Annotated in this window: 22 protein-coding genes; 8 read left to right on the forward strand and 14 right to left on the reverse strand. The window is 72.5% G+C overall.

What is annotated here, in order from left to right:
- The first annotated feature begins 17 nt into the window (after positions 1-17).
- Together ACIP93_RS04870 and ACIP93_RS04875 are read left to right on the forward strand one after the other, a co-directional pair.
- Positions 18-1,433, forward strand: coding sequence for a sensor histidine kinase (locus ACIP93_RS04870; protein WP_401755798.1), 1,416 nt, complete (start codon positions 18-20; stop codon positions 1,431-1,433).
- Positions 1,434-1,639: 206 nt separating this feature from the next.
- Complete coding sequence (locus ACIP93_RS04875; protein ID WP_345228346.1) at positions 1,640-2,569, forward strand: aldo/keto reductase; 930 nt, start codon at positions 1,640-1,642, stop codon at positions 2,567-2,569.
- 37 nt (positions 2,570-2,606) lie between these two features.
- Here the strand turns inward: ACIP93_RS04875 and ACIP93_RS04880 are convergent, their stop codons facing one another.
- The gene (locus ACIP93_RS04880) at positions 2,607-3,074 is read right to left on the reverse strand and encodes a MarR family transcriptional regulator (RefSeq protein WP_345228347.1); all 468 of its coding nucleotides are present in this window, start codon (positions 3,072-3,074) and stop codon (positions 2,607-2,609) included.
- A 90-nt stretch (positions 3,075-3,164) separates the two neighbouring features.
- Here ACIP93_RS04880 and ACIP93_RS04885 point away from each other — a divergent pair, with 90 nt between their 5' ends.
- On the forward strand, positions 3,165-3,998 hold the full coding sequence (locus ACIP93_RS04885; RefSeq protein ID WP_401755803.1) for an alpha/beta fold hydrolase: 834 nt from the start codon (positions 3,165-3,167) through the stop codon (positions 3,996-3,998).
- Positions 3,999-4,052: 54 nt separating this feature from the next.
- Here the strand turns inward: ACIP93_RS04885 and ACIP93_RS04890 are convergent, their stop codons facing one another.
- The 4 genes from ACIP93_RS04890 to ACIP93_RS04905 form a co-directional block, all read right to left on the reverse strand.
- Positions 4,053-4,538, reverse strand: coding sequence for a MarR family winged helix-turn-helix transcriptional regulator (locus ACIP93_RS04890; protein ID WP_401755806.1), 486 nt, complete (start codon positions 4,536-4,538; stop codon positions 4,053-4,055).
- 96 nt (positions 4,539-4,634) lie between these two features.
- Positions 4,635-6,335, reverse strand: coding sequence for a methylmalonyl-CoA mutase family protein (locus tag ACIP93_RS04895; RefSeq protein WP_345228350.1), 1,701 nt, complete (start codon positions 6,333-6,335; stop codon positions 4,635-4,637).
- A gap of 81 nt (positions 6,336-6,416) precedes the next feature.
- Entirely contained in the window at positions 6,417-6,749 is a 333-nt protein-coding gene (locus ACIP93_RS04900; RefSeq protein WP_345228351.1) for a DUF3817 domain-containing protein, read from the reverse strand.
- A 57-nt stretch (positions 6,750-6,806) separates the two neighbouring features.
- Positions 6,807-7,316, reverse strand: coding sequence for a MarR family transcriptional regulator (locus ACIP93_RS04905; protein ID WP_345228352.1), 510 nt, complete (start codon positions 7,314-7,316; stop codon positions 6,807-6,809).
- 213 nt (positions 7,317-7,529) lie between these two features.
- On the opposite strand from ACIP93_RS04905, the gene ACIP93_RS04910 reads away from it, so the two are divergent.
- Positions 7,530-8,570, forward strand: a complete 1,041-nt coding sequence (locus ACIP93_RS04910; protein ID WP_345228353.1) for a glycoside hydrolase family 6 protein — start codon at positions 7,530-7,532, stop codon at positions 8,568-8,570.
- A gap of 22 nt (positions 8,571-8,592) precedes the next feature.
- Here the strand turns inward: ACIP93_RS04910 and ACIP93_RS04915 are convergent, their stop codons facing one another.
- From ACIP93_RS04915 to ACIP93_RS04945, 7 genes are all read right to left on the reverse strand, one after another.
- Positions 8,593-10,602: a kelch motif-containing protein gene (locus tag ACIP93_RS04915; protein WP_345228354.1), complete on the reverse strand. Its 2,010-nt coding sequence runs from the start codon at positions 10,600-10,602 to the stop codon at positions 8,593-8,595.
- A gap of 1 nt (position 10,603) precedes the next feature.
- Positions 10,604-12,406: a cellulose synthase catalytic subunit gene (locus ACIP93_RS04920; RefSeq protein ID WP_345228355.1), complete on the reverse strand. Its 1,803-nt coding sequence runs from the start codon at positions 12,404-12,406 to the stop codon at positions 10,604-10,606.
- 149 nt (positions 12,407-12,555) lie between these two features.
- Positions 12,556-13,200, reverse strand: a complete 645-nt coding sequence (locus tag ACIP93_RS04925; protein WP_345228356.1) for a TetR/AcrR family transcriptional regulator — start codon at positions 13,198-13,200, stop codon at positions 12,556-12,558.
- On the reverse strand, positions 13,197-13,856 hold the full coding sequence (locus tag ACIP93_RS04930) for a DUF4166 domain-containing protein (RefSeq protein ID WP_345229140.1): 660 nt from the start codon (positions 13,854-13,856) through the stop codon (positions 13,197-13,199). Before ACIP93_RS04930 ends, ACIP93_RS04925 begins: the two co-directional genes overlap by 4 nt.
- A 26-nt stretch (positions 13,857-13,882) precedes the next feature.
- The gene (locus ACIP93_RS04935; protein ID WP_401755813.1) at positions 13,883-14,635 is read right to left on the reverse strand and encodes a hypothetical protein; all 753 of its coding nucleotides are present in this window, start codon (positions 14,633-14,635) and stop codon (positions 13,883-13,885) included.
- Between the two features lie 157 nt (positions 14,636-14,792).
- The gene (locus tag ACIP93_RS04940) at positions 14,793-15,086 is read right to left on the reverse strand and encodes an MTH1187 family thiamine-binding protein (RefSeq protein WP_401755816.1); all 294 of its coding nucleotides are present in this window, start codon (positions 15,084-15,086) and stop codon (positions 14,793-14,795) included.
- Complete coding sequence (locus ACIP93_RS04945; protein WP_401755819.1) at positions 15,083-15,421, reverse strand: DUF3817 domain-containing protein; 339 nt, start codon at positions 15,419-15,421, stop codon at positions 15,083-15,085. The genes ACIP93_RS04940 and ACIP93_RS04945 overlap by 4 nt, the downstream gene beginning before the upstream one ends.
- A gap of 200 nt (positions 15,422-15,621) precedes the next feature.
- Between ACIP93_RS04945 and ACIP93_RS04950 the strand changes: the two genes are divergently transcribed.
- The 4 genes from ACIP93_RS04950 to ACIP93_RS04965 all read left to right on the forward strand — a co-directional run bounded on the left by ACIP93_RS04950 (position 15,622) and on the right by ACIP93_RS04965 (position 18,303).
- Positions 15,622-16,260 (forward strand): AIM24 family protein, encoded by a 639-nt coding sequence (locus ACIP93_RS04950; RefSeq protein WP_345228365.1) that lies wholly within the window; start codon positions 15,622-15,624, stop codon positions 16,258-16,260.
- Positions 16,260-16,910, forward strand: a complete 651-nt coding sequence (locus ACIP93_RS04955) for an AIM24 family protein (RefSeq protein ID WP_345228366.1) — start codon at positions 16,260-16,262, stop codon at positions 16,908-16,910. Before ACIP93_RS04950 ends, ACIP93_RS04955 begins: the two co-directional genes overlap by 1 nt.
- Positions 16,907-17,689, forward strand: a complete 783-nt coding sequence (locus ACIP93_RS04960) for an AIM24 family protein (protein ID WP_345228367.1) — start codon at positions 16,907-16,909, stop codon at positions 17,687-17,689. Before ACIP93_RS04955 ends, ACIP93_RS04960 begins: the two co-directional genes overlap by 4 nt.
- Before the next feature lie 125 nt (positions 17,690-17,814).
- Positions 17,815-18,303, forward strand: a complete 489-nt coding sequence (locus ACIP93_RS04965; protein ID WP_345228368.1) for a MarR family transcriptional regulator — start codon at positions 17,815-17,817, stop codon at positions 18,301-18,303.
- A gap of 61 nt (positions 18,304-18,364) precedes the next feature.
- On the opposite strand, the gene ACIP93_RS04970 is transcribed toward ACIP93_RS04965, so the two are convergent.
- Both ACIP93_RS04970 and ACIP93_RS04975 read right to left on the reverse strand, forming a co-directional pair.
- Entirely contained in the window at positions 18,365-19,771 is a 1,407-nt protein-coding gene (locus tag ACIP93_RS04970; protein WP_401756989.1) for an ATP-binding protein, read from the reverse strand.
- A complete protein-coding gene (locus ACIP93_RS04975) occupies positions 19,771-20,460 on the reverse strand; it encodes a response regulator transcription factor (RefSeq protein WP_345228369.1) in 690 nt (229 codons plus the stop codon). Before ACIP93_RS04975 ends, ACIP93_RS04970 begins: the two co-directional genes overlap by 1 nt.
- Between the last annotated feature and the right edge of the window lie 79 nt (positions 20,461-20,539).

A 20,539-nucleotide genomic window follows, 5' to 3' on the forward strand; every position in this document is an offset into this window, starting at 1 on the left:
CGCCGCCCGGGCCGCGCGTGAGCGGCGGGCGGCGCGGGCGCGGGCTCGGGGGGCGCTGGCGGCGGCACCGGCCCCTGCGGGCCCGGCTCGCGGTGGCCGCGTCGGCGGCCGTCGCGCTGGTCGCGGTCGGCGTCTGCACGGCCGCGTACTTCGTCATCCGCTACGAGATGTACCACCAGCTCGACCTGAACCTGACCCAGTCGGCGACCCGCATCATCCAGGCCGACCGGCATCCGGACACCGCCGTCCTCGCGGGCGAGTGCCGGTACCTGTCGGCCCCGGCGTGCGCGCAGGTCGTGCCCGCCGACCCGGCGAAGGACGCCGCGGGCCGCTACGTCCTGCCCCTCTCGCCTGCGGTGCGCGAAGTGGCGTCGGGCGAGCGCACCCCGTACTTCTCCAACTTCACCCTCGAAGGCCACCCGGCCCGGATGGCGGTCACCCCGATCGGCGACGGACGCGCGCTCCAACTCGCCCTGCGGGCCGACTCGGTGGAGCGCGGCGTCCGGCAGGCTGCGCTCCTGCTGTCCGCCGTCGGCGGGGCGGGCGTGCTGCTCGCCGCAGCGCTCGGCTACTGGGTGTCCCGTACCGGACTGGCTCCCGTCGCCCGCCTGACGGCCACCGCCGAACGCATCGCCGCCACCCGCGACCCCCGCCACCGCATCGAACTCCCGCCGGGGCCGCCGGGCCGCGAGGACGAGGTGACGCGGCTCGCCGCCAGCTTCAACACCATGCTCGGCGAACTCGAACAGTCGGTCTCGGCCCAGCGCCGCCTGGTCGCCGACGCCTCCCACGAGCTGCGCACCCCCCTCACCGCCCTGCGCACGAACGCCGAACTCCTCGCCCGCGCGGACCGGTTGAGCCCGGAGCAGCGCGACCGGGCGGCGGGGGCCCTGGGCCGTCAGCTCCGCGAGGTGACGGGGCTGGTCAACGACCTGATCGAGCTGGCCCGCGACGAGGAGCCGCAGCCGCTCCTGGAGGAGGTCCGGCTCGCCGCCCTGGTCGAGCACGCGGTCGCGACGGCGGAGACGCACTGGCCCGCCGTCCCCTTCCCCCTGACCGTGGCCCCCGAGACCTCGGACCGCACCCTGCCGGGCATTCCGGCCCGTCTGACCAGGCTCCTGACCAATCTGCTCGACAACGCGGCGAAGTTCAGCCCGCCCGGGGCGCCGGTGGAGGTCGAACTCACGGCCGTCGGCCTCGGCGTGCAGGTCACGGTCCGCGACCACGGCCCGGGGATCTCCGCCGACGACCTCCCGTACGTCTTCGACCGCTTCTACCGCGCGGAGGCGGCCCGCGCCCTGCCCGGCTCGGGCCTGGGCCTGGCGATGGCCCGCCAGATCGCGCGGGCCCACGGGGCGGAGCTGACCGCCGAACGGGCGCCGGGCGGCGGGGCGCTGTTCCGGCTGCGGTTCGGGGGCCGTACGCACGCGTGACCGCGGGAGGGCCGTCCCGCCGGTGACGACCCCCGTCCTCCCGCGCCGCCACCCCTCTCAACTCCCCGCCCGACCCGTCCTGTTCCCGGAATCCGCGTGACATTCGCCCGGTCCGTCGGGCCTTCCCCCCGGTCCCGCCGCCCCCGCATACTCCGAGTCGACCTCCGCCGGTCCGGGCGGGGGCCCACTCACCGACAGGGGTACGTGTGACCACGAGCAGCACCGCGGGGACGCCGACCGCAGGGACGCCCGCCGCAGCGGCGGCCGGAACCTGGAAGCTCGGCGGCGACCTCCGCGTCAACCGCCTCGGCTACGGCACCATGCGCCTGCCCCAGATCGGCCCGGCGCTCGACACCGCCTCCGCCCCGCGCGACCGCGCCGAAGCCGTCGCCCTGCTGCACCGGGCCGTCGAACTCGGCGTGAACCACTTCGACACCGCCGCCTTCTACTTCTCCTCGGCGCACTCCTCCAACGACCTGCTCCGCGCCGCCTTCTTCCCGTACCGCGACGACCTGACCATCACCACCAAGGTGTGGCCGGCCCGCAACCCGGACGGCTCCTGGTGGTACGCCGAGCCGCACCAGCTCCGCGAGCAGGTCGAGGACAACCTCCGCGCGCTCGGCCGCGACCACCTCGACGTGGTCAACCTCCGCCTTCCGCGCAGCAGGGCGACCGGCTCCGTCGCCGAGCACTTCGGCGCCCTCGCCGAACTCCGCGAGGCCGGTCTCGTCCGCCACCTCGGCCTCTCCAACGCCACCGCCGCGCACCTCGCCGAGGCCCGGTCGATCGCGCCGGTGGTGTGCGTCCAGAACCCGTACGGCCTGGACGCCACCTCGGAGGAGACCGCCGTCCTGCGCACCTGCGGCGAGCAGGGCATCGCGTTCGTCCCCTTCTACGCCATCGCCGGCGCGGGCCGCGACGCGGGCGCGACCGGCGCCGAGGAGGACCGCGTCCTCGCCGTCGCCCGTGCCCACGGGGCCTCCCCCGCGCAGGTCCGACTGGCCTGGACGCTCCACCAGGGCCCCCACGTCCTGGCCATCCCGGGCACGGGCGACCCCGCCCACCTGGCGGCCAACGTCGCGGCGGCCGCCCTGCGCCTCACGGAGCAGGACCTGGCCCGGCTCGCCCCCGCCTAGCGGCTCGCCGCGCCGGCCGCCCCGCGCGCCGGCGGCCTCAGTCGACGTCCACGTCGTCGAAGAGGGCCAGCATCCGGCCCAGGACGTGCACGCACGCCGTGACCTGCGCGTCGGTCAGGTCGCCGCCCACCTGGCGCAGCAGCGCGTGTTCGCGGGTGGTCACCGCCGCGATGACCGTGCGTCCCCCGTCCGTCAGGCGGACGAGGGACGAGCGCCGGTGGGCCGGGTTGGGGACGGTCTCCACCCAGCCGCGGGACTCCGCGTCGTGCACCATCCGCTGGACGAACTGCCTGCTCAGCGACTGGGCCCGGCCCATCTGCGGCACCGTCATCGGACCCCGCGCCCGCAGCAGGTCCAGCACCGCGCGCACCCCCGCCGACACCCCCTCCAGCGGCGCCGCCTGCTCCACCTTGCGCTGCACGCGCCGGTAGAGCGGGCCGACCAGGTCGAAGACCTCGGTGAGGCGGGAGGCGAGTTCGTCGGGCGGCAGCGGCTTCTCGGTCATGCACACATGATGACACCTCGGTTGCCAATCAGCCGCCCCTCATGACACCTTGGTTGCCAATCAACCGCCCTTCATGACACCTTGGTTGTCATGACTGATGCCATCGGGACACAGTTCCAGGAACTCCGCACCCTCGACACCGAGGGCGGCCCCCTCGTCCACCGCGACACCGGCGGCGACGGGCCCCCCGTGGTCCTGCTGCACGGCGGTTTCCTCGACCACCGCATGTGGCGCGCCCAGGTCCCCGCACTCGCCGGCACCCACCGCGTCATCGCCCCCGACGCCCGCGGGCACGGCGGCTCCTCCGTGGCGAAGGCCCCCTTCCGGCCCGCCGACGACGTCGCGGCTCTGCTCGCGCACCTGGGCACGGGGCCCGCCGTGCTGGTCGGGCTGAGCATGGGCGGGGCGACCGCCGTCGACGTGGCGGTCGAACACCCGCACCTCGTAAGGGCGTTGGTGGTCAGCGGCACCGGGACCAGCGAGCCCGAGTGGCACGACCCGTGGGTACTGGAGCGGCAGGCCGAGCAGGCGCGCGCGCTCGCGGCCGGGGACGCGGCGCGGTGGATCGAGGAGTTCACCCTGTACGCCGCCGGGCCGCACCGTTCCCTGGACGCCGTCGACCCCGGCGTCGTACGACTGCTGCGGGAGATGCAGGCGCACACGCTCGCCAAGCACACCGGGGCCGAGCCCGACCACCGGGTGCCCGTCGCCGACACCTGGGCCCGGGCCGCCGGCATCGATGTGCCGGTCCTCGTCCTCAACGGCGAACTCGACTCCGACGACCACCACGCCATGGCGGAACGGCTGGTACGGACCGTCCGGCACGGGCGGATCGAACGCGTCACGGGCACCGCGCACTACCCGAACATGGAACGGCCCGACCTCTTCAACGCGTACCTCACGGACTTCCTGCGGAGCCTGTGAAAGCGAGCACCGGCGGCCGGCCGCCGTCCCGCGCCCCCGCCCGCCGGTGCGCCCCTACCGGTTCTCCGCGACCCGCCGCGCGTTCGCCGTCATGCGGCGCAGCACCTTGAGCGCCGCCACGTACTCCTCGTCCGTGACACCCTCGTGGACCCGCGCCCGCAGCTCCGTCACCAGCGCCTTGATCTCCGCCCGCCCGGCGGTCCCCGCCTCGGTGAGGGAGAGCCCGCCCGTCGCGTCGGCGGCGAGCCAGCCCCGGTGCAGGAGCTGGTCGACGACCCGGGAGATGTCGTACGGGTTGTCCGCCACCTCCGCGAGCCCCGCGACCAGTTCCTCCCGGGTGGCGGGGCCCGCGGCGACCCGGCTCAGCACCCACCACTGGGGCTGCGTCACGTCGTACCGGGCCATCGAGTCGCGCAGCAGGTTCTTCACCGTGGTGCTCGCCACCCCCGTCCAGTAGGCGACGGGCTGCGAGGCGAGGTCGGCGTCGGCGGCCAGCGGGTCGGCCGGGTGCTGCGGGGTGGCGTTCGTCGTCGTGGTCATGCGCGAGACGCTAGAACCTCGACCTGGGTCGAGGTCAAGCGTCTTCCGCCCGGCCGGACTCCGCTCGGAGACCCGGGGGTTCAGAAAGCCGGGGGCTCAGAAGCCCGGGGGTTCGACGTACACGCCCCACTCGTCCCGCAGCACCCCGCAGATCTCGCCGAGCGTCGCCTCCGCCCGTACCGCCTCCAGCATCGGCTCGATCATGTTCGACCCGTCGCGGGCGGCCGCCAGCATGGCGTCCAGGGAGGAGCGCACCTTCGCGTCGTCGCGGCGTGCCTTGCGGTCGGCCAGGACCCGTACCTGCTCGGTCTCCACCTCGTGGCTGACGCGCAGGATCTCCAGGTCGCCCGTCACCGAGCCGTGCGCGGTGTTCACGCCGACGACCTTCTTGTCGCCCTTCTCCAGCGAACGCTGGTACTGGAAGGCGGACTCGGCGATCTCGCCGGTGAACCAGCCGTCCTCGATGCCCCGCAGGATGCCCGAGGTGATCGGGCCGATGGGGTGCTGCCCGTCCGGGTGGGCGCGCAGGCCCCGCTCCTTGATCTGCTCGAAGATCTTCTCCGCGTCGGCCTCGATGCGGTCCGTGAGCTGCTCGACGTACCAGGAACCGCCCAGCGGGTCGGCCACGTTGGCGACGCCGGTCTCCTCCATCAGCACCTGCTGCGTGCGCAGCGCGATCTCCGCCGCCTGCTCGCTGGGCAGGGCGAGGGTCTCGTCCAGGGCGTTGGTGTGCAGGGAGTTGGTGCCGCCGAGCACGGCGGACAGGGCCTCGACGGCGGTCCGCACCACGTTGTTGTACGGCTGCTGGGCGGTGAGCGAGACGCCCGCCGTCTGGGTGTGGAAGCGCAGCCACTGCGCCTTGTCGGTCTTCGCGCCGTACACCTCCTTCATCCAGCGCGCCCAGATCCTGCGCGCGGCGCGGAACTTGGCGATCTCCTCGAAGAAGTCCAGGTGCGCGTCGAAGAAGAAGGAGAGGCCGGGCGCGAAGACGTCCACGTCCAGGCCGCGGGACAGGCCGAGCTCCACGTAGCCGAAGCCGTCGGCGAGGGTGTACGCCAGCTCCTGCGCGGCCGTCGCGCCCGCCTCGCGGATGTGGTAGCCGGAGACGGAGAGCGGCTTGTACGCCGGGATGCCCGCGGCGCAGTGCTCCATCAGGTCGCCGATGAGGCGCAGGTGCGGCTCGGGCTGGAAGAGCCACTCCTTCTGGGCGATGTACTCCTTGAAGATGTCCGTCTGGAGCGTGCCGTTGAGGACGGCGGGGTCGACGCCCTGCCGCTCGGCCGCGACCAGGTACATGCAGAAGGCGGGCACGGCCGGGCCGCTGATCGTCATCGAGGTCGTGACGTCGCCGAGCGGGATGTCCCTGAAGAGGATCTCCATGTCGGCCGCGGAGTCGATGGCCACGCCGCAGTGGCCGACCTCGCCGAGGGCGCGGGGGTCGTCGGAGTCGCGGCCCATGAGGGTGGGCATGTCGAAGGCGACGCTCAGTCCGCCGCCGCCCGCGGCCAGGATCATCTTGTAGCGCTCGTTGGTCTGCTCGGCGTTGCCGAAGCCCGCGAACTGGCGGATGGTCCAGGTCCGGCCGCGGTAGCCGGTGGCGTGCAGGCCCCGGGTGAAGGGGTACTCGCCGGGCCAGCCGATGCGCTCGAACCCCTCGTACGCGTCCCCGGGCCGCGGGCCGTAGACGGGCTCGACCTCGTCCCCGGACAGCGTGGTGAAGTCGGCGTCACGCTTGCGGGCCTTGTCGTACCGGGCCTGCCAGCGCTGGCGGCCCTCTTCGATCGCTTCGGCGTCCATGCCCACCAATTTACTAGGACGTCCTAGTAAATGTCGATGGACAACCGCCGCACGAATGCGCACATCCGTACGGCGGGGGGCTTACGCCTTGCTGACGCCGGTGACCGGGCCCTGGTCCTTGACGAGGGGCTTGGCCTCGCGGGTGATCTTCGGCTCGACGAAGAAGGAGGCCACGGGGATGCAGCCGGCGGCGAGCACCCACAGGAGCTTCCCGAAGGGCCACTTCGCCTTGGAGCCGAGGTCGAAGGCGAAGATCACGTAAATGATGAAGAGCACACCGTGGATCTGCGAGATCAGCATGGTGTCGCCGATCTGGAAGGCGTACTTCAGGACGATGGCCCCGGTGAAGACGAGGAGCCACACGGCGGTGACGTAGGCCATGACCCGGTAGCGGGTCAGCACGCTCTGTTTCATGCGTCGAGCGTAACGGGACGACCGGGACGATCTTCCGCCGGGCCCGGGACGCCGGGCTCAGCTCTCGTCGAAGTCCTTCGCCGCCACCCGCAGGGGCCGCAGCAGCGCGAAGATCTCCCCGCACTCCTCCGCGTCGTACGCCCCGAGCCCGAATTCCATCGCCATCAGGTCCCCGGTCGCCGCCTCGACGACCTCGCGCCCCTTCTCCGTGATGGACGCCAGCGTGCCGCGCCCGTCGTTCGGGTTGGGCCGCTTGTCGACCAGGCCGGAGCGCACCAGCCGGTCCACCGTGTTGGTCACGGAGGTCGGGTGGACCATCAGCCGCTCGCCGATCTTGGACATGGGCAGCTCGCCGGCCCGGGAGAAGGTGAGCAGCACCAGCGCCTCGTAACGGGCGAAGGTCAGCCCGTACGGCTTGACGACGGCGTCCACCTCCGCGAGGAGGATCTGCTGGGCCCGCATGATCGAGGTGATCGCGGCCATCGACGGCACGGGACCCCAGCGCTGCTGCCAGAGTTCGTCGGCGCGGGAGATGGGATCGAAGGGAAGGCTGAGCGGCTTCGGCACGGTCCCGACCCTACCGGTCAGTCATATGCTGGTCAGCTTTGTCTCGCTGTTCGGTCTTGTGGAGCCTCCCCTTCCGCGACCGCGACGCACCGGGCCCCCTCGCCGGGCCCGCATCCGCCCGCGCCACCGCGTCGCACCCCTGCCCGAACCATCCCTTGTGTCACGATTGGCGGCGTTCCGTTCCACCCGACCGCAGTCGCCCGAGGGGGCTGGATGTCCGGCCGCAGGTCCTTCCGTTCCCACACCCCGATCCGCACCCGGGCGTCGGCCGCGCTCGCCGGTGCGCTGATCTGCGCGGCGGTCGCCTGCTCCGCGCCCCCGGAGCCGGAGCCCGCGCGACCGGAGCCCTCCCGGCAGTCCGGCAGCCCCGCCGCCGACACCTCGCCCTTCTGGGTCGACCCCGACTCCAGCGCCGCCCGGCAGGTCCGTCAGTGGTCGGCCCAGGGGCGCACCGAGGAGGCGCACCAGCTCACGAAGATCTCCGGGCGGCCGGTCGCCGACTGGCCCGCGGGCGACCACCCGGCGGCCGACATCCGGCGGGTCACCGCGGGCGCGGCCGAGGAGGGCCGCACCGTCGTCCTCGTCGCGTACAACATCCCGCACCGCGACTGCGGCCAGCACAGCGCGGGCGGCGCCGCCGACGCGGCCGCCTACCGGGGCTGGCTCGACGCCTTCGCCACCGCCGTCGGCGACGCGCCCGCCACGGTGGTCCTGGAGCCGGACGCCGTCCCGCACATCGTCGACGGCTGCACCCCCGCCGAGTTCCACGCCGAGCGCAGCACGCTCCTGACGCAGGCCGTCGACCGGCTGAAGAAACAGCCCAGGACGCGGGTGTACGTGGACGCCGGGAACCCGGCGTGGATCACCGACCCGGGCAAGCTGGTCGGGCCCCTCCGGCGCGCCGGGGTCGCCCGGGCCGACGGCTTCGCGCTGAACGTCTCCAACTTCCAGCGCGACGCGGACGTGCGGGCGTACGGCCGGAAGCTGTCCGGGCTGCTGGGCGGCGCGCACTTCGTCGTCGACTCCAGCCGCAACGGCGCGGGCCCCCTCCCGGGGACCCGCACCGACGCCTGGTGCAACCCGCCCGGCCGGGCGCTCGGCAAGCCGCCGACCGACCGGACCGGCGACCCGCTGCTCGACGCCTACCTGTGGGTCAAGCGCCCCGGCGACTCGGACGGCGAGTGCCGGGGCGGACCCACGGCGGGCACCTGGTGGCCGGACTACGCGCTCGGCCTGGCCCGCGCGTCCCGCTAGGACCGCGGGCCCGGCTGCCGGGTCACTTGACCTGGATCCACTTCGCCTCGGACGGCACGCCGTCCCGGTCGGTGACGAACAGCATGTACCAACCCGCGGGCACCAGCGTGGGGTCGCGCGGAACGGTGAGCGTCACCTCGCCGCCGCCCTTCTTCAGCCCCAGCTCGATCGAGCGCTGCTCGACGTCGGTGGTGTGCGTGACGGCGCTCGGACGCATCAGGCGCGCCTTCACGATCCGGTCCGCGTCCTTGGTCCGGTACGTCGCCGAGTTCCCCGGGCCGAAGGAGTCGACGGTGCCCTCCAGGACCGGGCGGGGCTTGTTCCGGTGCAGGTAGGGCGGGGTGAAGATCTCCACGCGCTGCTCGAAGGTGCCGAGCTTGGTGTTGTCCTCGTCGCCGTACAGCGGGTCGGAGCCGAAGGTCGCGACGCGGCCGTCGGGCAGCAGCAGGGCCTCGGAGTGGTAGTTGCGGCCGACGGTGGGCTCGGCGGCGTCCCTGAAGGCGTTGGCCCGGGGGTCGTAGAACTGCGCCTGGAGGATGTCGCTGGCGCCCCGGCCCCGGTAGTCCCGGGAACCGCCGCTGGTGAAGACCGAGTCGTCGGGCATCAGGACCGAGGAGAGGTAGCGGGTGCCCCGGGCCAGCGGGGGCCCGGTCCTGAAGGCGGGGTTGCCGGCCTTCAGGTCGGCGATGGCGGTGCGGGCCGTGGCCTTCTCGGACTCGCCGACGCCTCCGCCGCCGAGCACCATCACCTTCTGGTCCTGCGCGGGCGGCAGCAGCACGGAGGCCGAGGTCTCCAGCTGGTCGGGGTCGGTCATCCCGGAGACCTTGCTGAAGGTGTTGGTCCGCACGTCCCACAGGCCCGGCTCGCGGCCCTTCTCGGCGGGGCCGTATCCGGCGTTGGAGCCGGAGTAGAAGAGCTTGCCGCCCTTGGTGAGGAAGAGCGCCGGGTAGGTCGGGAAGTAGCGGAAGGGGCCCTTGCCCCACTTCTTGGTGCGGGGGTCGTAGATCTCGTTGTCGCCGGGGACGACGTCGCCGATGTCGTTGAGTCCGGAGGCCGCGAGGACCCGGCCGTCTTCGAGGGTGGTCAGCGTCGGGTACCAGCGGGCGTCCTTCATGGGCGCGACCGGGACGTACTTCTCCGCCCTGGGGTCGAATTCGTACGCCGCCTTGATCCCCTGGAAGTCCTGCTTTTCGGTGGTGATCTTCTGGGCGAGGCCGTAGACGTTGTCGGCGTCCTCGCCCTCCAGGCCGACGACCTCGTACTGGGCGGCCTGGGTGGTGAGCGCGGCGGCGCCCTCCTCGGCGGCCTCGACGAAGACGCGCGCCTCGGCGGCCTTCACCTTGGTCTCCCAGGGCTTCATCCGGCCGGACGAGAAGTAGCCGATCTTGAAGTCCCGCTCGGCCTTGGGGACGGTGACGTCGAACTTGGAGACGTACTCGACGCCCGACGGCGAGCGGAAGCGCGTGCCCTTCTTGAGGGTGATCTCCTTGTCCGGCGACTCGTTCTTGACCCGCATGCCGCCGCCGGCCCGGGTGACCTTGCCGTCGAGGACCTCGTAGCGCGCGGTGCCGCCCGCGACGAGGAGCCGGCCGTCGGGGAGCTGGGCGTGACCGGCGCAGAAGAAGTCCTCGGGGGTGGGGATCTTCTTCCAGGTGTTCTTCTTCGGGTCCCACAGCACGGTCTCGAAGGTGCCGGAGTCGAACTTCTTCTGGTCGTTGCCGGAGCCCGCGATCAGCAGCACCTTGCCGGTGTGCAGCAGGGCGGCGTGGATGGCGTTCAGCCGGTACTCGCCGGGGACCTCCAGCATGTCCCAGGAGCCGTACTCCGCCAGGTAGTCGGGCTGGGCGATCTTGTACGCGTGGTACTTCTCCTGCGCGAAGTCCAGCGCCGCGGGGGCGTTGAGGCCGACGAGCAGGATGACCGCGCCACCGCCGAGCAGGGAGTTCTTCAGCTTCCGGCGGGGCTTGCCCGGGGTGGGGCCGGGCGTGTTCGAGGAGGCCTTCGGCCGGTCGTCGGGCGGTCGGGGAGCCATGTCACTTCCCTCCGGACGTGGCGTTGACGGTGGCTGCGGCGGCCGCGCTGGCGGGCGCCGGGGTGCTCGCGGGGCGGGCGGGCTCGGGGCCGGCGTCGCCCTGGGCGCGGCGGCGCGCGGCGGTGCCCGGGTCCCGCTCGGCGTGCCGGCTCCAGATCCACAGCGCGACCGGGGCCAGCGTGATGACCAGGGCGAGTACGGCCCAGGTGCGCATCGCCGCGTGGGTGTGCCCGTAGTACGCGGACGCCCACAGGGAGGCGACGACGACCGCCGCCCAGAACAGGTGGATGCGGAAGGTGAGCAGCCGGTCGGGGCTGGCCTCGCCGCCCTTGGGGGTGACGACGAACGTGCCGCGCCGCCCGACGACGGCCGCGCCGAGCGACTTCAGGTAGATCGGCGCGCAGATCGCGGACATCGCCATGCCGGCCAGGCCGCCGGAGCCCTCGGGCTCGTGCGGGGAGACGTTGTGGCGGCGGTTCCACAGGTAGAGGCAGATCTGGAGGGCCACGGCGTCGCTGTAGAGCATCAGCCACACGGAGGTGGAGACCTGGGTGCCGGACGCGCCGAACCAGAGGAACAGCACGCAGCTCAGGATGCCGAGCAGCCAGTTGACCGCCGTCATGGGGTAGTAGACGAGCATCAGGCCGTAGTTGAGGAGCCGCCCCGGCGGAATCCGGAAGGGTGCCTTCCAGAACTGCTTGACGACGGTCTCGTACGTCCCCCGGGACCAGCGCATCTGCTGGGTGAAGAAGTCCGTCCAGGAGGCGGGCCCCTCCCCCACCGCGAGCACGTCGGGGGTGTAGACCGAGCGCCAGAAGTGCCCGGTGGCCGGGTTCCTGCGGCGGTGCAGTTCGAAACCGGTCGCCATGTCCTCGGTGATCGAGTCGTACAGACCGCCGATCTGGGTCAGCGCGCTGACCCGGACGACGTTGTTGGTGCCGACGAACATCGGCGCGCGGTAGCGGTTGCCGGCCCGCTGGATGAGGGCGTGGAAGAGGTACTGCTGCGACTCGGCGGCCTTGGTGACGACGGAGGTGTAGTTGCCGTACACCTGCGGGCCGACGACGAAGGCGACGTCGGGGTCCCGGAAGTAGCCGAGCATCCGCTCCAGGTAGTTGGGCAGCGGGACGTGGTCGGTGTCGACGCAGGCGAAGTAGTCGTACTTGCCGCCGTGCAGGGCCAGCCAGGCGTTGTAGTTGCCGTGCTTGGTCCTCGCCCGGTGCGCGCCCTTCTCCTGGTTCCAGTCCGGGACGCCCTTGCGGGTGAAGTGCTTGACGCCCAGTTCCGCGCAGAGTGCCTTCGCCGCCGGGTCGTCGCCCTCGTCGAGCAGCCACACGTCGAGCCGCCCCTTGTGGCGGACCTCGACCGCGCCCTCCAGGGTGGCGCGGACCATCGCCAGCGGCTCCTTGCCCGGAACGTACGTCGTCAGGAACGCGACCCGGGTGCCCTTCTGCGCTCTCACCGGGACGGGGTCGCGGGCGACCATCGTGGCGTGCGCGATGGACACCACGTTCAGCAGCATGAAGAACATGATCAGCGCGATCGCGCCGAGCATCGTGTGGTCGGCCCGGACCAGCCACGGGTCGGCGTTCTCCCGCTCGGTCCAGTGCGAGGGCCACACCAGGTACGCGAGCAGCACGGCCGAGAGGAGCGGGGCGAGCGTCATCAGGAGGACCGCTCGTATTCGGTGGGGCTCCTTCGAGAGCAGGCTCGTGTACTGGACCGTGTAGGGACCGCGCCCCGGGTCCGTCAACGGCCCCGCGAGGCGGCTGTGCTTCTCGTAGTCGTAGCCCTCCGGCAACACACTGCCTCCAAGCTGATCACGTGAGGCCCATACCTCACGAAAGCCACGAAACGTCAGATATGAGTTCGTGTCGACTTGGGGCGTCCGATGGAGCTACCGGGGGACGCGGCCGGTGGTCACCGGTGCGCGGAGCGGCCGCGGCCGGTTCCTCACGGAGCGCTCTGTCTGCGGGCCTTGCGCAGGTGGTGCCTGACGGCGCGTTGGGCGACCGGGCCGAGGTGCTCCAGGGCGCCGGCCAACGCGGCGAGCTGCTCCAGCGCGTCGAACGCTCCCGCCGCGCCGGCCTCGTCGACGCCCTCGTACAGCTCCAGGCCCACGAAGGAGGCGGCGACGGCCCTGGCGAGCCCCGCCGGGTCGGCGAACTCCCCGAGCGGGCTGCCGTCCAGCACCCTGACCAGCACCTTTTCGATCTCCTCGATCCACAGGTCCAGGCCGGCGGCGGTCGCGGGGGCCAGCCCCGGCTGGTTCTGGGCCCCGGCGAGCAGTTGCCCGAGGAAGGCGACGTGTCCGCCGCGCTTCTCCTCCTCGTGCATGGCCCGGCCGAAGTCCAGCAGTTCGGCGAGCGACCGGATGCCGGCGAGCCGCAGCCGGTAGCGGGCGACGCGCTGTTCGGCGCCGTACCGGCAGGCGGCGGCGAGGAGTTCGTCGACGGAGCCGAAGTGGTAGAAGACCAGGGCCTGGTTCACCCCGGCGGCGGCGGCGACGGTGCGTGCCGAGGTCTTGGCGATGCCCTGCTCGTTGAGCGTGCGCAACGCTCCGGCCAGCAGTTTCTCCTTGGTCTCCGCGGCACTCACGCGCGAGCCTCTTCCCTGATCGGGCGCAGCCCCGGCCGCAGGCCGTGCGCTGACGCGTCTCGGTAGGCGGCCCGGAAGGACCCCTCGTACCCGAAGAGGGGCCCGAACCGCCGGTTGACCACCCTGACACGGATCCGGAAGCGTCCTGTCCGGTCGTCGTAGTCCTCGCGGACTTCGGCGTCCCCGCCGATCAGGTCCGGTACGCGGACGTCCACCGGCCCCTCCCGGAAGCGGTGCTCGCCGGAGCGGATCACCAGGCCGCCCCGCTGGTCGGCGGAGAAGTGCAGGTCGCTGGCGAGGTGCTGGTGGGTGCCGAGGTAGTCCAGCACGCACTGCCGCTGCGGGCTGTGGACCATGGTGGCGTCGAACCGGCGGGGTCCGCGCGGCAGGTGGAAGGTGCGCACGAAGGTGACGGTCTCCCTTCCGTACGCGTCGACGTAGGGCACGTTCTCGATCACGAACGGGACGTGCCGTCCGGTCTCGGGCACCAGGATGTTGCGCGTCGCCCCGAGCTTCAGGAACGGCCGCACGAAGGCGCCCCCGTGCCAGATGCGGTCCATCACCCCGCGCCCGACGCACATCTCCCCGCTGTCCAGCCCGACCGAGAAGCGGCGCTGGAGCTGCGGGTGCAGCCGGTCGAAGAGGTCGTCGCCCATGGCGGTGCGGAAGATCGAGGCGTGGTTCACGACTGCTCCAGGGCGGTGAGGATCGCGGGCGTACGGACGGGGGCGAGCGGTGCGCGCCGGCAGCGGCGGGCGGCCGGGGTACCCGGCAGGGGCGGCAGCAGGACCGCCGCGGCGAGCAGGGCGGCGGCGAGGACGGGCACCGCGCCCGCGACCGCGTCGTCGGAGTGCCCGGCCGCGTCCACGGCGAGGGCGACCGCACCGGCGGCCGCGACGGCACGGACGGCCGCCTCGCCCAGGGCCCGCGCCAGCAGCCGCCCCGGGCCGGTCCCCCGCTCCAGCCACAGCCGCAGCCGGTCGAAGGACCAGGCGGTGGCCCACCCCATGAGCGGCCGGAACACCAGCCGGTCGGCGACCGCCCCGAACCGTCCCCAGCGGGGCGTGTAGTCGTACCCGGTCAGGAACCGGACCCCGTCCCCGGTGGGCACGTACCGCCAGTACCCGCTGCCCTCGGCGAGCAGGGACAGCGGGTGCGCGGACGCGAAGCGCAGCGCGGAGGTGCGGGTGCCGTCCGGCCGCCGCTTCTCGCCCGCCGAGACGCCGGTGCCGGCGATGACCAGGAAGGGCAGCACCCGGGTCGCGTAGCGGAAGCGCTGCGGCTCACCGGCGCCGGCGCACGGCAGGGGGTCGATCTCTCCGAACCGCAGGTCCCAGCGCTGGTGCTGGGCGGGCTCCTGGGTGCGCTCCCAGAGCAGCTCCGGATCGGCCCGGATCAGCGCTTCGACGTACAGCTGCTTCCTCTGCCGCTTCATCTGCGAACCTCCACACCCCGCCGGATTTGAGCGACCGCTCAAACGGAAGATACGCTTTTTTGAGCGACCGCTCAAGACGCTTTTGAGCTACTGCTCAAATCGTGGGCGGCAAAAAACCCCCGGCCCGTGGGCCAGGGGTCTCTCATATGCGTGCGGGTCAGGCGGACAGGTGCCGTTCCACCGTCGCCACCTTGGACGTCAGGCCGTCCGTGACCGAGGGCCGGATGTCCGCCTTCAGCACCACGGACACCCGGGGCGCCCTGGCCTCCACAGCGGCCACGGCCCGCTTCACGACCTCCATGACCTCGTCCCACTCGCCCTCGATCGAGGTGAACATGGCGTCCGTGCGGTTCGGCAGGCCGGACTCCCGGACCACCCGCACCGCGTCCGCGACGTACTCCCCCACGTCCTCGCCGACGCCCAGCGGCGTGACGGAGAAGGCGACGATCACGCGACGGCCTCCTTGCGGGCGCGGGCCGCGATGACCGCCTGCTCGGCCTCGGCCTTGAGCTTGCGCTCGGCGAAGAAGCCGCCCAGCGGCAGCACCGACATCACGACGTAGAAGGCGGCGGTCTTCAGCGGCCACTTGGTGCGGTTCCAGGCGTCCGCCCAGAACAGGACGTACAGCACGAAGAGCAGCCCGTGGATCGCGCCCATCGCCGGGACCGCGTTGAATTCCGTGGTGCGCTTGAGCACCGAGCAGACGAGGAGCAGCAGGAAGGACACCGCCTCGGGGGCGGAGACCAGGCGGAGGCGGCGGAGTGCGGAGGCGGTCTTGAGATCCACGGAGGGGCAACCTTCGTCGTCGGCGCGAGCGGACGGGCAGCTCACGGGGCATACGGAGAAGCGATCTTGTGAACGCATGCACAAGCGCTCCGCACATTGTGGCATCCGGCTTTGCCAACCCTTGGCTCAGGGTCGGGTCAGGGGCGTCCTCCACCGGAAGGCCCCTGGTCGCGACGGCAGCCGCCCGCTACCGTCGAGTCGTGGCTCAGTTCCGACTGCAAGGCAGCAAGGTGCTCGCCGTCGACATGACCGGGGACGCCGTCAAGGCGAAGAACGGCTCCATGGTGGCGTACGACGGCCAGATCACCTTCAAGAAGATGACCGGCGGCGGTGAGGGCGTACGGGGCATGGTGACCCGGCGCATCACCGGCGAACAGATGACGGTGATGGAGGCCAAGGGGCACGGCACGTGCTACTTCGCCGACCGCGCCTCCGAGATCAACCTGGTGAACCTCACCGGTGAGAAGCTCCACGTGGAGTCCAGCAACCTGCTGTGCGTCGACGCGGGGCTGCGGACCGGCACCACGTTCACGGGGCTGCGCGGCGGCGCGACCGGCAACGGCCTGTTCACCACGACCGTGGAGGGGCACGGCCAGGCGGCCATCACCTCCGACGGGCAGGCGGTCGCCCTGCGGGTGTCCTCGCAGTACCCGCTCCAGGTCGACCCGGGCGCGTACGTCGCGCACACCGGAAACCTCCGCCAGTCCTTCCAGTCCGGGGTCACCTTCCGGACGTTCATCGGCGAGGGCTCGGGCGAGGCCTTCCAGATCCGCTTCGAGGGCGAGGGCCTGGTGTACGTCCAGCCCAGCGAGCGCAACACGGTCGGGGGCGACGTCTGATGCCGTTCCGCGAGATCAACTCCCGGATGGTCGAGGCGCGGGTGCTGCCCGGCCAGAAGATGTACAGCCAGCGCGGCGCGATGCTCGCGTACCGGGGCGAGGTGTCCTTCACCCCGAACATCCAGGGCGGCCAGGGCGGCGTCATGTCGATGATCGGCCGGCGGGTGGCCAACGAGGCGACGCCCCTGATGACGGTCGAGGGCAGCGGCACGGTGATGTTCGGCCACGGCGGCCACCACATCCAGGTGATCAACCTGTCCGGCGACACCCTGTGCGTGGAGGCCGACCGCCTCCTCGCCTTCGACGGCACCCTGACCCAGGGCACGATGTTCATGGGCTCGCAGGGCGGCGTCATGGGCATGGTGCGCGGCCAGGTGACGGGCCAGGGCCTGTTCACCACGACCCTCAAGGGCCACGGCGCGGTGGCCGTCATGGCGCACGGCGGCGTCATCGAGCTGCCGATCACCCCGCAGCGCCCGGTGCACGTCGACCCGCAGGCGTACGTCGCCCACCACGGGGACGTGCGCAACAAGCTGTCGACCGCGCTCGGCTGGCGCGACATGGTGGGACGCGGCTCCGGCGAGGCGTTCCAACTGGAGCTGTCCGGCCACGGCGCGGTGTACGTCCAGGCCTCGGAGGAGAAGCTGTGACCGGCCCTGTGGTCCTCGACCCGCACACCCTTCCCTCGGACGACAACGTCAATCCGTACACCTTCTGCGTGGAGCTCAAGGGGAGCCAGTGGTTCCTGCAGAAGGGCAAGATGATCGCCTACTACGGGCAGATCGAGTTCAACGGCATCGGCCACGGCCGCTTCGACCGGCTGCTGCGCACGAGCTTCCACTCGCCGCTGCACGCCAGTGACTGGGTGGTCGCCGAGGGCAGCGGCAAGATGCTGCTCGCCGACCGCGCCTTCGACGTGAACTCCTTCGACCTGGAGGAGGGCAACCTGACGATCCGCGCCGGGAACCTCCTCGCGTACCAGCCGACGCTGGCGCTCAAGCAGTCGATCGTGCCGGGCTTCCTCACCCTGATCGGCACGGGCAAGTTCGTCGCCGCCTCCAACGGTCCGGTCGTCTTCATGGAGCCGCCGATCCGGGTGGACCCGCAGGCGCTGGTGGGCTGGGCGGACTGCCCGTCCCCCTGCCACCACTACGACCACGGGTATCTGGCCGGCGTGCTGGGCGGGCTCCGCGCCATGACCGGCGTCGGCGGCGCCTCCGGCGAGGAGCACCAGTTCGAGTTCGTCGGCGCGGGCACGGTGCTGCTCCAGTCGACCGAGCTGCTGATGGCCGAGCAGGCGGTGGGCGCGGTCGGCGGAGCGGCGGGGCAGAATGCCGGGGTGCCGGGCGGCGGACAGGGCGGTCCGCAGGGCTCCGGAACGCGTCTTCCCGGCCAACTCGGGGACCTCCAGCGGCGCTTCGGACTGTGAGCGGTATTCTGCGCAGTGTGACCGTCCGTTCGAGGGGAGCCGCCCGTTGAGGGGCGTGCCGGGCGTCACACCGCGCAGACCCGCCATTTTCGTCCAGTATTCAACTTCTTAGGTATGATGCCTGCATGCCCCCCTCTGACAGCGAACCGGCTGACACTCCCTGGCTGAGCGACGCCGAGCAGTGCGCCTGGCGCACCTACCTGGAAGCCAGCAAGCTCGTCATGCACGGGATGGAGAAGGACCTCCAGCCGTTCGGCCTGACGAACAACGACTACGAGATCCTCGTCAACCTCTCCGAGTCCGCCGACCGGCGGCTGCGGATGAGCGACCTGGCGGCGGCCACCCTCCAGTCCAAGAGCCGCCTCTCGCACCAGATCACCCGCATGGAGAAGGCGGGCCTGGTCCGGCGCGAGAACTGCGAGTCCGACCGGCGCGGCCTCTACGCGGTCCTCACCGACGAGGGCGGCGAGGTGATGCAGAAGGTCGCCCCGCACCACGTGGCGTCGGTGCGCCGGCACTTCATCGACCTGATCGAGCCGGCGGACCTGGACCGGCTGAGCACCGTCCTGAAGCCGGTCGCACGGGACCTGCGGGACAAGCGCGGCAAGATCTGAGCCGTTGCGTGCTCCGTGGCGCCCCGGGCCGCCGGCGCCGCGCGATCAGCGGCCGCCGCGCCTACGTCAGCTCCAGTACGAGCCGGAACAGCGCGCCCCCGTCCGCCGCCCGGCCCGCCGTCAGCGTGCCGCCGTGCCGGCGGGCGACGTCCCGGGCGATGGCGAGGCCGAGGCCCGCGCCGCCGTCGTCGCGGCTGCGGGCGTCGTCGAGCCGGACGAACCGCTCGAAGATCCGCTCCCGCTCGGCCTCCGGCACCCCGGCCCCGTCGTCGGACACCTCCAGCACCGCCCGCCCGGCCTCCGCGCGCAGCGTCACCGCGACCGAACCCGTCGCGTGGCGCTGCGCGTTGTCGAGCAGATTGCCCAGCACGCGCCCGAGCTGACCGCGCGATCCAGCCACCTGGACGCCGTCCGCGACCTCCGCCGTCACCGGAATCCGGTCCCGGTCGGCCCGCCGGGCGACCTCCCGGCGCACGAGAGCCGACAGGTCCACCCGGGCGGACCCCGGCCGCTCCCCCGCGTCCAGCCGGGCCAGCAGCAGCAGATCGGCGGCCAGGTCCTGGAGCCGTACGGTGTCCGCCACCGCCCCGTCCAGGTCGAGCAGCTCCGGATGGGCCGCGCCCACTTCGAGCTGGGTGCGCAGCGAGGCGATCGGGCTGCGCAGCTCGTGCGAGGCGTCCGCGACGAACCGGCGCTGGCGCTCCACGGAACCCTCCAGCGCGGCGAGCGTCTCGTTGGTGGTGACCGCGAGCCGGTCCACCTCGTCGCCGGTGCCGGGGGCCGGCACCCGGCGCGACAGGTCCTCGGACGCGGTGATGGCGGCCATCTCGCGCCGGATGCCCTCCACCGGCCGCAGTGCCCGCCGGGTGACCAGCCAGGTCACCCCGGCCACGATCACGAGCAGCACCGGCAGCCCGGTGAGCATGGCGTCCCGCACGGCGCCGACGGCCTCGCGCTCGCCGGACAGGGGCGCGCCCGCGTACACGGTGACGGTCCGCCCGTCGGGGCCGGTCGCCTCGACGGCGGCGAAGCGGTACTCGCCCGTGTCCCCGTCGACGGTGGCGCTGCCGGTCGACATGCGGGGTTCGTCGCGGGAGACCTCGCCGCGGCCGGGGCCGTCGGACTCGTCGTCGTCCTCGGCGGGCGCGGTCCCGGGGGCGGCGGGCCGCACCCGGGGGCTCCCGGCCCCCGAGATCGCCTCCAGCTTCTCGCTCACCGCTGCCAACCGCCCGTCCTCGGTGACCACCTGGACCGGGTTGTCGTCCTTGTCGGGCAGCTCCAGCTTCTCGTACGCGACCCCCACCGCGACCTGCGACGCCACCTCTCGCGCGGCGACCTCGGCCCGCAGGTCGGTCTGGTCCGTCAGCTTCGCGCCGAGCACGAGCAGCACCGCGAGCCCCGCCGCGACGAGCGCCACGGTGACGACGGCGGTGGCCCCGAGGGCGGCCCGGGCCCGCACCGAGCGCATCACGCCGTGCCCTCCCCCGCGGGCCCCACGGCGACCAGCCGGTACCCGGCGCCCCGCACGGTCTGGATGCGCTCCGCGCCCAGCTTGCGCCGCAGCGTGGAGATGTAGACCTCGACGATGTTCGGGTCGCCGTCGTAGGCGAAGTCCCAGACGTGCTCCAGCATCTCCGCCTTGCTGACCACGGCGTCGGGCCGCAGCGCGAGCTGTTCCAGTACGGCGAACTCCTTCGCCGTGAGGGTGACCTCCGCCCCGTCGCGGTGCACGCGGCGGCTGGCGGTGTCGAGGCTGAGCCCGCCGACGACGAGTACGGGCGACGGGGTTCCGGCGCTCGCCCGGCGGCGCAGCAGGGCCCGGATCCGGGCGAGGAGCACGACGTACGAGAACGGCTTGGTCAGGTAGTCGTCGGCCCCGGTGTCCAGTCCCTCGGCCTCGTCGTACTCGCCGTCCTTCGCGGTGAGCATCAGGATCGGCACGTCGTTGCCGGCGGCGCGCAGGGCGGCGCAGACCCGGTAGCCGTTCATGCCGGGCAGCATGATGTCGAGGACCACCAGGTCGTACGGGGTCTCGCCCGCCCGGAACAGGCCCTCCCGCCCGTCGTGCACCACGTCCACGGCGAAGCCCTCGGCGGTGAGTCCCCTGGCGAGCGACACCGCGAGCCGCTTCTCGTCCTCCACGATCAACAGGCGCATGGGGACAAGGGTCGCAGGGCGAAGCTGAACCGGGCTTCAGGCGCCTTCAGGCGGGGTTAAGGATGCCGGGCGCAGATTG

It is taken from the genome of Streptomyces sp. NPDC088745 (assembly GCF_044751045.1).
Taxonomy (GTDB): Bacteria; Actinomycetota; Actinomycetes; order Streptomycetales; family Streptomycetaceae; genus Streptomyces; species Streptomyces cremeus.